General features: G+C 64.8%; 11 protein-coding genes. All 11 read right to left on the bottom strand.

From position 1 onward, the window contains the following. Position 1 precedes the first annotated feature (1 nt). Complete coding sequence (accD, locus tag GJ668_RS13890; protein ID WP_222930794.1) at positions 2-883, bottom strand: acetyl-CoA carboxylase, carboxyltransferase subunit beta; 882 nt, start codon at positions 881-883, stop codon at positions 2-4. 119 nt (positions 884-1,002) lie between these two features. Next, a complete protein-coding gene (gene trpA / locus GJ668_RS13885) occupies positions 1,003-1,812 on the bottom strand; it encodes a tryptophan synthase subunit alpha (protein WP_155450745.1) in 810 nt (269 codons plus the stop codon). After that, positions 1,809-3,059, bottom strand: coding sequence for a tryptophan synthase subunit beta (trpB, locus tag GJ668_RS13880; RefSeq protein WP_155450744.1), 1,251 nt, complete (start codon positions 3,057-3,059; stop codon positions 1,809-1,811). The genes trpA and trpB overlap by 4 nt, the downstream gene beginning before the upstream one ends. Beyond that, the gene (locus GJ668_RS13875) at positions 3,028-3,669 is read right to left on the bottom strand and encodes a phosphoribosylanthranilate isomerase (RefSeq protein WP_343032219.1); all 642 of its coding nucleotides are present in this window, start codon (positions 3,667-3,669) and stop codon (positions 3,028-3,030) included. The genes trpB and GJ668_RS13875 overlap by 32 nt, the downstream gene beginning before the upstream one ends. Before the next feature lie 29 nt (positions 3,670-3,698). Beyond that, on the bottom strand, positions 3,699-4,502 hold the full coding sequence (gene truA, locus GJ668_RS13870; RefSeq protein ID WP_222930791.1) for a tRNA pseudouridine(38-40) synthase TruA: 804 nt from the start codon (positions 4,500-4,502) through the stop codon (positions 3,699-3,701). Between the two features lie 7 nt (positions 4,503-4,509). Next, positions 4,510-7,482, bottom strand: coding sequence for a FimV/HubP family polar landmark protein (locus GJ668_RS13865; protein ID WP_155450742.1), 2,973 nt, complete (start codon positions 7,480-7,482; stop codon positions 4,510-4,512). 62 nt (positions 7,483-7,544) lie between these two features. Then, positions 7,545-8,660 carry an aspartate-semialdehyde dehydrogenase gene (gene asd / locus GJ668_RS13860; RefSeq protein ID WP_155450741.1) on the bottom strand — a complete coding sequence of 372 codons (1,116 nt, stop codon included), beginning with the start codon at positions 8,658-8,660 and terminating at the stop codon, positions 7,545-7,547. Beyond that, on the bottom strand, positions 8,657-9,730 hold the full coding sequence (leuB, locus tag GJ668_RS13855) for a 3-isopropylmalate dehydrogenase (protein WP_155450740.1): 1,074 nt from the start codon (positions 9,728-9,730) through the stop codon (positions 8,657-8,659). Before leuB ends, asd begins: the two co-directional genes overlap by 4 nt. A 19-nt stretch (positions 9,731-9,749) precedes the next feature. Further along, positions 9,750-10,388 (bottom strand): 3-isopropylmalate dehydratase small subunit, encoded by a 639-nt coding sequence (leuD, locus tag GJ668_RS13850; protein ID WP_155450739.1) that lies wholly within the window; start codon positions 10,386-10,388, stop codon positions 9,750-9,752. Continuing rightward, a complete protein-coding gene (gene leuC / locus GJ668_RS13845) occupies positions 10,388-11,791 on the bottom strand; it encodes a 3-isopropylmalate dehydratase large subunit (RefSeq protein ID WP_155450738.1) in 1,404 nt (467 codons plus the stop codon). The genes leuD and leuC overlap by 1 nt, the downstream gene beginning before the upstream one ends. A 55-nt stretch (positions 11,792-11,846) precedes the next feature. Further along, a complete protein-coding gene (locus GJ668_RS13840; RefSeq protein WP_186343109.1) occupies positions 11,847-12,326 on the bottom strand; it encodes a glycosyl-4,4'-diaponeurosporenoate acyltransferase CrtO family protein in 480 nt (159 codons plus the stop codon). Positions 12,327-12,484: the final 158 nt, after the last annotated feature.

Here is a 12,484-nt window from a genome sequence, read left to right as displayed (position 1 = left end):
CTCAGACCGGCACCACGGTGCGGCAGTAACGCGGACGGTGCATGAGCAGCGCCAGCAGATCGGCCAATCGTTCACGCAGATCACGCCGGTCGATGATCATGTCGAGCGCGCCCTTGTCCAGCAGAAATTCACTGCGCTGAAAGCCTTCGGGCAACTGCTCGCGCACCGTCTGCTCGATGACGCGCGGACCTGCGAAGCCGATCAGGGCATTGGGTTCGGCGACATTGATGTCACCGAGCATCGCCAGACTGGCCGAAACACCGCCCATGGTCGGATCGGTCATGACCGAGATGAAGGGCAGCGAACGCTCGCGCATCCGCGCCAGGGCCGCGCTGGTCTTGGCCATCTGCATCAGCGAAAACAGACTCTCCTGCATCCGCGCCCCGCCGCTGGCCGAGAAGCAGACATAGGGCGAGTTCTGCTCGATCGCCGCTTCGACGCCACGCACGAAGCGCTCGCCGACCACCGACCCCATGGACCCACCCATGAAGCCAAACTCAAAGGCCGCCGCCACGATGGGCGTATCCTTGAGCCGCCCGCGCATCACGATCAGCGCCTCCTTCTCGGACGACTGCTTCTGGGCCGCGACGAGCCGGTCCTTGTATTTCTTCAGATCCTTGAACTTGAGCGGATCGAGCGATTCGAGATCGGCGCCGATCTCCTCGCGACAATCCGGATCGAGAAAGGCTTCCAGTCGCCGGCGTGCACTCAAGCGGTTGTGATGACTGCACTTGGGGCAGACCTCCAGATTGCGCTCCAGCTCGGCGCGATAGAGGATGGCGCTACAGCCCGGACACTTGGCCCAGACGCCCTCGGGCACGGCGCGCTTGGTGTTGGCGTCGATCCGGATGCGGTCTGGAATGAGCTTCTCGAACCAGCTCATGCCCTTGTCCATGGCCTGCTTCACGGTGGCGCTGGCCTGGGCCTTTGCCTTGGATTTGGTGGATTCTTCCATCGTCGTTGTGTGCTCTGGACGTGGGTTTCAGTGTATAGGTCGCTGGATCAACGGACGCTATCGATCGCGGCGCGCAGCTCGGCGAGAAAGGCGCCGACCGTCTCCGGGATACGCTCAGGCGTCTCGACGAGCGCTTCGATCCGCCCGACGATGGCACTGCCGACGATCACCGCATCAGCGACCTCGGCCACGCGCGCGGCGGTTTCAGCATCCCTGATGCCAAAGCCGACACCGACCGGAAGATCGACGGTTGCTCGGATCCGCGCCAGATGCTCAGCGACATCCGCCGTGTCGAGATTCGCCGCGCCGGTCACGCCCTTGACCGAAACGTAATAGACGAAGCCCGACGCCACGGTGCCGATGCGCCTGATCCGATCCTCAGTCGAGGTCGGCGCCAGCAGATAGACCAGATCCAGCCCCTGCGCTTTCAGCGTCGTGACCAGTTCATGTCCTTCTTCCGGCGGCAAGTCGACGATCAGTGCGCCATCGACCCCAGCCGCATTCGCCCGCTCGGCGAACGCGGTATAACCCATGATCTCGATCGGGTTGAGATAACCCATGAGCACCACGGGCGTCTCATTGTCGCGCTCGCGGAACGCCCGCACGATCTCCAGCACATCAGCCAGCCGCACACCCTGAGCCAGCGCCCGTTCGGTGGCACGCTGGATCACCGGACCATCGGCCATCGGATCGGAGAAGGGCACGCCCAGCTCGATGATGTCGGCACCGGCTTCGACCATGGCGTGCATCAGCGGCACCGTGGTCGCCGGCCCTGGATCGCCGGCGGTGACGAAGGGAATGAGCGCGGTACGACCCTGCGCCTTCAGTTGTTCGAAACGCTGTGCGATGCGGCTCATAGGACCAATCCGTCGTGACGTGCGACCGTGTGCATGTCCTTGTCTCCCCGACCGGAGAGATTGACCAGGATGCTCTGATCAGGACGCAGGGTCGGCGCGAGCTTGTGTGCATAGGCGAGCGCATGGCTCGATTCGAGCGCCGGGATGATGCCCTCGGTGCGCGTCAGGTGATGGAAGGCCGCGAGCGCCTCGTCATCGGTGATCGAGACGTACTGGGCGCGTCCGCTGTCCTTGAGCCACGCATGTTCGGGACCGACGCCCGGATAGTCCAGCCCCGCCGAGATCGAATGGGTCTCGATGATCTGGCCGTTGTCGTCTTCCATCAAATAGGTGCGGTTGCCGTGCAGCACGCCCGGACGTCCGGCGCACAGTGGCGCGGCATGATGGCCGGTCTCGATGCCCGCCCCGCCTGCTTCGACCCCATAGATCGCCACATCCGTGTCCGCGATGAAGGGATGGAACAGACCGATCGCGTTCGAGCCGCCGCCGACACAGGCCACCAGTGCATCGGGCAGACGTCCGGTGCGCTCCAGCATCTGGGCACGCGCCTCGCGACCGATCACGGTCTGGAAGTCGCGCACCATCATCGGATAGGGATGCGGCCCGGCGACCGTGCCGATGATGTAGAAGGTGTCGTCGATGTTTGTCACCCAGTCGCGCATGGCTTCGTTGAGCGCATCCTTGAGGGTGCGCGAGCCGGAGGTCACGGGCACGACCCTGGCGCCCAGCAGCCGCATGCGATAGACATTGGCCTCCTGGCGCGCGACGTCGACCTCGCCCATGTAGACCACGCACTCCAGACCCAGCCGCGCGGCGACTGTGGCGCTGGCGACGCCGTGCTGACCGGCACCGGTCTCGGCGATGATGCGGGTCTTGCCCATGCGCTTGGCGAGCAGCGCCTGACCGATGGTGTTGTTGACCTTGTGTGCGCCGGTGTGGTTGAGATCTTCGCGCTTGAGATAGATCTGCGCCCCGCCCAGCTCACGGCTCCAGCGCTCGGCGTGATAGAGCGGCGAGGGTCGGCCTACGTAGTCGCGCAGATCGGCGTCCATCTCGGCCTGAAAGTCCGGATCGGCCTTGCAGCGTTCGTAGGCCAGACGCAGTTCTTCCAGCGGATGCATCAGCGTCTCAGGCACGAACAGCCCACCATAGGGGCCGAAGTGGCCCGAGGCATCGGGCAGGTCATAGGCCGCCGCGCGGCCTGATTCCAGGTGCTCAGCCTGGCGTGTGTCGGCGTTGATCGCCATGTCTTACCCCTTGCATAAACGCGAAAATCAGTTCTGGGCTCTTGACACCCTTGGCGGCTTCGACGCCGCCGCTGACATCGACCCCATAGGGTCGCACCCGTTCGATGGCTTCAGCCACATTCGCGGGCGTGAGTCCACCGGCGAGCAGGATCTCGGGTGCCATCTCCGGCGGGATACGGTCCCAGTCGAAACACTGGCCGGTGCCGCCGGCGCGTCCCGGTTCATAGGCATCGAGCAGCAGACCATCGGCTCCGGCGAAGCGTTCGCGCTCGGCCGCGAGATCGACCCCCGGACGCATCCGCAGAGCCTTGATCCAGCGCCGCCCGAAACGGGCGCAGAACTCGGGCGACTCGTCGCCGTGGAACTGGAGCAGATCCAGCGGCACCTGGTCCAGGGTCGCTTCGATGGTTTCAGCCGCTGCATCGACGAACAGCCCGACGGCGGTGACGAACGGCGGCAGTGCCCGGCACAGTTCAGCGGCCTGCTCAGGCGTGACGGCGCGTGGGCTGGCTGGATGGAAGACGAAGCCAACCGCATCGGCCCCGGATGTCACAGCCGCTGCAATGTCCGATTCGCGCGTCAGACCGCAGATCTTGACCCGGGTTCGTATGATGTGATGACTCTTCACGCGGCCTCGGCTCAATGATCTCGCAAACGCTGGAGCGGATCGGTGCGTTCGCACTGTGGCAGACCGAACTCGGGCGGATAGTCGGCCCTGACGAAATAGAGTCCCTGCGGCTGTGCCGTCACGCCGCCGAGCCGCCGGTCGCAGACCTCCAGCAGTTCGCGCGTCCAGTCCACCGACGCCTCGCCGCGCCCGATGGCCATCAGCACCCCGGCGATGTTGCGCACCATGTGATGCAGAAAGCCATTGGCACCGATCGACAGTGTGATCAGTCCGTCACGCTCGCTGAGATCCAGATATAGCACGCGCCGCACCGGACTCTTAGCCTGACAGGCCACGGCGCGGAAGCTCGAAAAATCATGCTCGCCGACGAGCGCAACCGCCGCCGCGCGCATCTGCTCGACATCCAACGCCTCATGCACCCAGACCGCGCGATCGCGTTGGAGTGGCGAGCGGGTGCGCCGTGCCAGAATCTGGTAGCGATAGTGTCGCGCCTGAGCGCTGAAACGGGCATGAAAGCTGTCGTCGACCGGATGCGCCCAGCGCACACCGACATCGGGTGGCAGATTGACATTGGCGCCCAGCACCCAGGACCGCTCGCTGCGCGTGGCCGTGGTCTCGAAATGCACCACCTGTTCGAGCGCATGCACGCCGGCATCGGTGCGTCCGGCACAGTGAACGATGACGGGATGATTCGCGACACGCGACACGGCCGCCTCCAGGTCGGACTGCACGGTCCGGACCCCGGATTGCGTCTGCCAGCCATGGAACCGGGTGCCGTCGTACTCGACACCCAGGGCGATACGACCCGGTCTCAAGGCGTTCTCAACCCAGTCGCTCCAGCATGGTACGCGCCTCGTTGCGCTGCTCGTCGCGCCCCTCGGCCATGACCTCTTCCAGGATTTCGCGCGCGGCCTCCTTGTCGTCCATCTCGACATAGGCGCGCGCCAGATCGAGCTTGGTCGCGGTCTCATCCCAGATGCTGGAATCGACCTGCCACTGCGATGAGAGCAGATCCGAGGGCACGCTCTCTTGCTCAGGCGACAGGTCGGAATCCAATGCCTCAAGGCTTTCCTCGGCCGTATCCTTCAGCGCGTCGTCCAGGCTTGGAGACTTGGGCGCCGCTTGAGGTTCTTCCGCACCCTGCAAGCCATCGATCGTCAGGTCGATCTCGCCGAGGTCCGTATCATCGAGCGACGGCACCTCCAGGTCCAGATCGAGTCCGATCTCATCGGCCGCCGCCGGCGCGGTCTTGCCTGGAGCCTGTGTTGGCGGAGGTGGCGAACCCAGGATGTCCAGATCCAGATCCAATCCATCGGACGCCTCGCTCGCCGGGAGGATCGAGTCGATGTCTTGCTCGATCGCCTGTACGACCTCATCGAGGTTCGGCGCCGGCGGTTCGACATCGAGATCCAGCGCCAACGCTTCATCGAGTGCATCGGCGTTTTTGAATACATCGGACTCCGGCGACGAGGAATCGCTGCTCAGATCGAGCAACAGATCGTCCTCGGATTCCGGACCAGAGGTCGCGACCGATCCCACGTCGGGTAACACAGCGGATTCGAGTGTGTCATCCGCCCGCGCGTCTGCCAGACCGGCGCTGGCGGCAGCCACCGCCGAGGGTGTGAGCGATGGCGTCGCCGGAGACAGCGGCGCCTCGGGTGCGAGTTCATCTAGACGCTGCTGCATCTGCGCCCATTGAACCGGATCCTGGGTATCGCCACCCGAGGAACGGATTTCGTCGAGCAGGTCTCGTAACGCTCCGGCCTCGCCCGAGGCCGCAAGCGCCTCGGCCAGCTTGTATTTGATATCGAGCCGTTGCGGGTAGCGTCTGAGTTCCTTGTCGAGCAGATGGCGCGCTTCCTGAAAGCGGCCATAGGCAATATAGATGTCGGCTTCGGAGAGGATGTCGGCTTCGTCGGTCTCGGCATCGAAGTCGGTGAGACTCGACATGACCTCTTCGCTCGCCTTATCGAGATCCGGGACATCCGGCACCTCAACGAGCCGTGATGAGGGTTCGGCGGTTTGCGCGTCGGCGACCTTCTTGTCGAGTACCACGGCGTCAGGCGCTGAAGTGGCGGCCGCCTTCGATGGCGTCTCTGGTTCGGGTGGCGGCGCAAACGGATCGAGCACGAGTTCGGAGTCTGAATCGATTTCGTCTTCGCTTTCGGCCAGTTCCTGTCGGCGACGGCGCGCCGTCAATACGGAAAACAGCAGGATACCCAGGGCGGTCACGCCTGCCAGTCCAGCCAGGGGCAACAACAGCGAATGCCAGGTCGACGATGACTCGATCGCGGGCGGCGGCGTTGACTCCGCAGCCGTGGCCGCCGGGGTTGAGTCGGGCTTCGGCGTCGGCTCGGCGATCGGCTCGGAGGAGGCTTGAGAGGCTGGCGTTTCGGACGCTGTCGCCGGAGTCTCCGACTCGGCTGAAGCGGGCATTGGAACCGGAACTGGCACTAAACCAACCCCGGATTCCGATAGCTCAGCCTCTAGTTCGGTCTCCAGCGGCTCGGTAGAAAGTCCGGATTCAGCCGCGTCCGCTGATTCCTCAGCCAGGAGCGATTGCAGGTCGAAGGGCTCCTCGGCCGGCGGCACGTCGATCTCAACCGGCGCCGGTTCGAGCGTATCGCGTGCGTCCTGAGTCAAGGTACCAGGCGGCGACGCGACCGGTTCAGGTTCCTCGATGGACTCGACGTCGAGTATCGACTCAGGCACCTGGGCCTCGACCGACTGAGCACGCGCCAGTTCAGCATTGCGCAGTTGCAGCAAGGACTGAATGTCAGTGAGCTGGCTCTCCAGTTCCTGGATGCGATTGCGTAGCTCGATTGTCTCCTGGCGTGCCGTCTCGCTGGTCTCGATGGCCATCAACACATCGGGTGACTGCCCGCCGCTCCCGGCGGCGTTCGGCGCAGTGCTGGGCGGGGGCGCGGTAACGCCCGGACCTGTAGCGCCGGGCGTTGTACCCACGAGACGCAGACGCGAGAGCATTTCGGGCGTGACATTGGTCAGCGGTGCGCGCTGGACCGGACGGCCACGCATGGCCGCCTGGAGTTCAAGCCGGGCCGCCTCAGCATCGAGCGCGAAAAGCTCCGCGCGCGAGGGGATGACCAGCGTCTTGCCGGCGATCAGACGATTGATGTCGCCCCGAACGAAGGCGCCTTGATTGGAGCGATAGAGCGCCATCGCGGTCTGAGCATCGGTCGCGCCGGCGGTGGCCTGTCGACGGGCCAGCGCCCAGAGTCCTTCGCCGCCGCCCACGGGGCCGATATAGAGCGGAAAGCCCTCACCTGGGGCCGGTATATAGGCCCCCGCGCCGGTCGTCGTGCTCGGCTGGCCGGTACCAGGACCGCTGGCCGCCGTGGCGGCGCGCGCGGTCTGGACATTGGGTGCACGACGTGCGGTTTGAGTTGGCGGGTCGAGCAGCACGGTGTAACCCTTGACCAGACGTCCCGTGGGCCAGATGACCTCAACGAGAAAATCCATGTAGGGTTCGCGCACCGGATCGCGACTGGAGACGCGCACCCGGATGCGGCCATCGGCCGCCACCTCAGGTGTGAAGCTGAGCTGGGTCAGATAGTAGTAGCGCTCGATGCCCGCTTTGTCGAATGCCTCGGACGGGGCGATGGAGATGCGCACCGCATCGAGTTCGTCCGGCCCGATGTCACCGAGCTCGATTTCGCCCGAAAAGGGCTGGTTCAAAGCGGATTCGGTGCGCAATGCGCCCAGTTCCAACGCGAGGGCTGGAGGCCCGACCAGGGCCGTAGCGATGGCGGACGCCAACATCAGCTTACGAGTCATCCTCCCCCCTCGTGCGCCAGGCAGCGAAATACATCCACACGAACTGTAGCTGATCTCCTGGATCAGCGATTCAGCAGGATCGTCAGCATGCGCCGTAATGGCTCAGCCGCGCCCCAGAGTAGCTGATCGCCGACGGTGAAGGCCGACAGATAGCGACTCCCTAGATTCATCGTTCTCAGGCGCCCAACCGGCACTTGGAGCGATCCGGTCACGGCCGCAGGCGACAGCTCACGAACCGTCACGTCGCGATCGTTCGGCACCACGCGCACCCAGTCGTTGGCGCTGGCGATCAGCGACTCGACCTCACTCAGGGCGACGTCGCGGTTGAGCTTGATAGTCAACCCCTGGCTGTGGCAGCGCATGGCGCCAACACGCACACAGAGTCCATCGACCGGAATGGGTTGGTCGGTCAGGCCAAGGATTCTATTCGTCTCAGCCTGTCCTTTCCACTCTTCGCGACTCTGACCGTTGTCGAGCTGAGTATCGATCCAGGGAATGAGACTGCCGGCCAGCGGCACACCGAAGCTTTCGGTGGGAAATCCAGGGCGGCGTAACGTCTCGGTTACACGCCGGTCGATGTCCAGGATCGCCGAGGCCGGATCGGCCAGCAGCGGCTCGACCGAACCGTGCAGCGCGCCCATCTGGGCCAGCAGCTCGCGCATGTTCTTGGCGCCCGCGCCGGAGGCAGCCTGGTAGGTCATGGCGCTGACCCATTCGACCAGACCCGCGCGGAACAATCCGCCGATGGCCATCAACATCAGGCTCACGGTGCAGTTGCCGCCGATGAAGTCGCGCTGGCCGGCGTCCAGGGCGGCGTCGATCACGGCGCGATTGACCGGATCGAGGACGATGGTCGCGTCCGGTTCCATGCGCAGCGCCGAGGCGGCATCGATCCAGTAGCCGTTCCAACCGCTTGCACGCAGGCGCGGATGAATCGATTTGGTGTAGTCGCCGCCCTGACAGGTAACGATGACATCCATCTCGCGCAGCGCATCCAGCGACTCGGCGTCGAGCAGCGGCGAAGCGCCCCGGCCGACATCCGGCCCCAGCTGACCGACCTGCGAGGTGGTGAAGAAGACCGGTTCCGCGATCCGCGCGAAGTCATGCTCGGCGCGCATCCGCTCCATCAGGACCGAGCCTACCATGCCGCGCCAACCGACGAAACCAACCCGCTTCATAGCGCGGCCACCACAGCGTCGCCCATTTCGGCCGTGCCGACCTGACGCTTGCCTTCAGACAGGATGTCGGCGGTGCGCAGACCCTGATCGAGCACCTTGGAGACGGCGGCGTCGATGCGCTCAGCCGCCTCGGGCGCGCCGAGCGAGTAGCGCAGCATCATGGCCACCGAGAGGATGGTGGCGAGCGGATTGGCGACGCCCTTGCCGGCGATGTCGGGGGCCGAGCCGTGGATCGGTTCGTACATGCCCTGGCCGTGCTCATTGAGCGAGGCCGAGGGCAGCATGCCGATGGAGCCGGTGAGCATGGCGGCGCAGTCGGAGAGGATATCGCCGAAGATGTTGCCGGTGACCATGACATCGAACTGCTTGGGCGCACGCACGAGCTGCATGGCGGCGTTGTCGACGTACATATGGCTGAGCTCGATCTCAGGATAGTCAGCGGCGGTCTTGGTCGCGACCTCGCGCCACATCTCGGTGCATTCGAGCACGTTGGCCTTGTCGACCGAGCAGACCTTCTTGCCGCGCTTCATGGCGATGTCGAAGGCGACGCGACAGATGCGCTCGACCTCGGATTCGGTGTAGACCATGGTGTTGATGCCGCGCCGCTCGCCGGAGGGCAGGGTCTCGACGCCGCGCGGCTGGCCGAAATAGATGTCGCCCGTGAGTTCACGCACGATCATGATGTCCAGCCCGGAGACGATCTCGGGCTTGAGCGTCGAGGCCTCGGCCAGTTGCGGATAGAGCACGGCCGGGCGCAGGTTGGCAAACAGCCCCAGTCCAGCGCGCAGACCCAGCAGCCCCTTCTCAGGACGCTTGGAGATGTGCAGCGGTTCCCACTTCGGACCACCGACCGCGCCGAGCAACACCGCATCGGCGGCCTTGGCGGCGGCCAGGGTCGACTCCGGCAGCGGATCGCCATGGGCGTCATAGGCCGCACCGCCGACCAGCGCCTCTTCGAGCGTCACGTCGATGGCGCCTTCGGCTTGCAGTGCCTTCAGCACCTTCACCGCCTCGGCGACGATCTCGGGACCGATGCCGTCACCGGCGAGAACCAGAATCTTCTTGCTCAATGGAGTCTCCAGACAGAATTCAGATGAACAGCCAGGGCGCTTCGGCGCGGCGGCGTTCTTCGTAGGCGCGGATGGTGTCGGCTTCCTGTAGGGTCAGGCCGATGTCGTCCAGGCCCTCGACCAGGCGCTGCTTGCTGCCCGCGTCGACCTCGAAAGCGATGACCTGACCATCGCTCAGGGTCAGGGTCTGGGCCGGCAGATCGACCGAAATCTGCAACGGCTCAGCGACCGTCGCCTTGGCAAACAGCCCGTCGATGACGGCGGCGTCGAGCCGGATCGGCAGCAGGCCGTTCTTGAAGCAGTTGTTGAAAAAGATGTCGGCGAAGCTCGGCGCCAGGATGACGCGGAGGCCGAAGTCGGTCAGCGCCCAGGGCGCGTGCTCGCGCGAGGAGCCGCAGCCGAAGTTCTCGCGCGTGAGCAGGATTTCGGCGCTCTGATAGCGCGCATCGTTGAGCACGAACTCGGGATTGCGCGGACGGTGGGTGCAGTCCATGTCCGGCTCGCCGTGATCGAGATAGCGCCACTCGTCAAATAGATAGGGACCGAAGCCGCTGCGCTTGATGCTCTTCAGGAACTGCTTGGGGATGATGGCATCGGTGTCGATATTGGCCCGATCGAGCGGAGCGACGACGCCGGTGAAATTCGCGAAAGCCTGCATCAGAGCGTCCTCACGTCGACGAAACGGCCGGTCACGGCGGCGGCGGCGGCCATGGCCGGACTGACCAAATGGGTGCGACCGCCCTGTCCCTGCCGACCCTCGAAGTTGCGGTTGGAGGTCGAAGCACAGCGCTCGCCCGGCTCCAGCCGATCAGCGTTCATCGCCAGACACATGGAGCAGCCCGGCTCGCGCCATTCAAACCCGGCCGCGACGAAGATCTTGTCCAGACCCTCGGCCTCAGCCTGTTCCTTGACCAGACCCGAACCGGGCACGACCATCGCCAGCTTGATCGAGTCGGCGACCTGGCGCCCCTTGGCGATCTCGGCGGCCGCGCGCAGATCCTCGATGCGCGAGTTGGTGCAGGAGCCAATGAAGACCTTGTCCGGGCGGATCTCGTTGATCGGGGTACCGGCGCTCAGGCCCATGTATTCCAGTGCGCGGGCAATGCCCTTGGCCTTGACCGGGTCGGACTCAGCCGCCGGATCGGGCACGCGACCGTCGACCGGCAGCACCATCTCGGGCGAGGTGCCCCAGGTGACCTGCGGCTTGAGGCTCGCGGCGTCGATGTGGAGCACGCAATCAAACTGCGCGCCCTCATCGCTGACCAGGGTGCGCCAGTGGGCGGCGGCGCGCTCGAAGAGTTCGCCCTCGGGCGCGAGCGGACGGCCACGCATGTAGTCGACGGTCTTCTCGTCGACGCCGATCAGACCGGCGCGTGCGCCGGCCTCGATCGCCATGTTGCAGACCGTCATACGGCCTTCCATCGACAGCGCGCGGATGGCTTCGCCACCGAACTCGATCACATAGCCCGTGCCGCCGGCGGTGCCGATCTCGCCGATGATGGCGAGCACGATGTCCTTGGCGGTGACGCCCGCGCCGAGCCGGCCGTCGACGCTGATCAGCATCGACTTGGACTTACGCTGGATCAGGGTCTGGGTGGCCAGCACATGCTCGACCTCGGAGGTGCCGATGCCGAAGGCCAGCGCGCCAAAGGCGCCGTGGGTGGCGGTGTGCGAGTCGCCGCAGACGACCGTGGCGCCCGGCAGGGTGAAGCCCTGTTCGGGACCGACCACATGCACCACACCCTGACGCTTGTCGCCCATGCTCAGTTCGGTGATGCCGAAGGTCTGGCAGTTGGTGCCGAGCGTCTCGACCTGGAGGCGCGAGACCGGATCGGCGATGCCGGCGGCGCGGTCGGTGGTGGGGACGTTGTGGTCCGGCACCGCCAGGTTGGCGCTGACGCGCCACGGTTGGCGCCCGGCCAGACGCAGTCCCTCGAACGCCTGCGGCGAGGTGACTTCGTGGATCAGCTGACGATCGATGTAGAGCAATGCCGTGCCCGTATCATCGACACGGACGACATGCTCGTCCCAGAGTTTGTCGTAGAGGGTCTTGGCGACCATGGCCCTACCTCAAGAAAAAGTGAATCCGCTAGGATAGTCGCGACGCGCGTCAAACTCAATCGGCGCGCGCGGACCGACGTGCCGAGCGCGCGATGAAGCGGCGCAGTCGGGCGCGGTTGTAGCGCTGGATCAGGATGAAGGGCACATTGATCAGACCGCCATAGACGACCATGAACACGCCCATCTGCCAAGGCGTCCAGAGGAAGAAGGTCAGTGCCAGCGCCCAAGTCAGCCAGTGTCCGAACTCGGCGCGGCTGGTCTCGTGCGCGAAGCGGTCGAGATAGTCCGGCTCAGCGGAGGCGAGCTGGCGCTTGGAGAAGCCGTCGCGTAACAGGCCGCCAGCTTCGGGCAAATGATCCTTCCATACCCGGATGCCCAGCCACTCATAGCAGCGCCCGCCGCGCTCCCAACCATAGCTGGCGCCGATGATCGGCAGGTCTGCCAGCCAGTCCAGCGGCAGACGCTGCGCCACATAGCCTGCGATCAGGTGAAAGCTGACCCAGAGCGCGGCGCACAAGACGATGAAACTCAACACGACCGGTCGCTCGCTCGTTTCCTTGATGTTGTTTCCAAAATAGCGGCGTTATTCCGAACAAGCACAGTCGACAAATTTACGGGCTCTTCCGGGTTTAAAGTAAAGTAAATTTTTATTATAATCAGCAGCTTATGATTGATTCTGTCTGATCTTTTATT

The organism is Allochromatium palmeri (assembly GCF_009720725.1).
Taxonomy (GTDB): Bacteria; Pseudomonadota; Gammaproteobacteria; order Chromatiales; family Chromatiaceae; genus Thermochromatium; species Thermochromatium palmeri.
Note: the sequence above shows the minus strand (reverse complement) of the source record. Positions and strands in the feature narration are given on the sequence as shown.

Bases quoted from the DNA above. Each gene is read 5' to 3' on its own strand.
- accD (WP_222930794.1), bottom strand. From the start codon at position 883: ATGAGCTGGTTCGAGAAGCTCATTCCAGACCGCATCCGGATCGACGCC.
- trpA (WP_155450745.1), bottom strand. From the start codon at position 1,812: ATGAGCCGCATCGCACAGCGTTTCGAACAACTGAAGGCGCAGGGTCGT.
- trpB (WP_155450744.1), bottom strand. From the start codon at position 3,059: ATGGCGATCAACGCCGACACACGCCAGGCTGAGCACCTGGAATCAGGC.
- GJ668_RS13865 (WP_155450742.1), bottom strand. From the start codon at position 7,482: ATGACTCGTAAGCTGATGTTGGCGTCCGCCATCGCTACGGCCCTGGTC.
- asd (WP_155450741.1), bottom strand. From the start codon at position 8,660: ATGAAGCGGGTTGGTTTCGTCGGTTGGCGCGGCATGGTAGGCTCGGTC.
- leuD (WP_155450739.1), bottom strand. From the start codon at position 10,388: ATGCAGGCTTTCGCGAATTTCACCGGCGTCGTCGCTCCGCTCGATCGG.
- leuC (WP_155450738.1), bottom strand. From the start codon at position 11,791: ATGGTCGCCAAGACCCTCTACGACAAACTCTGGGACGAGCATGTCGTC.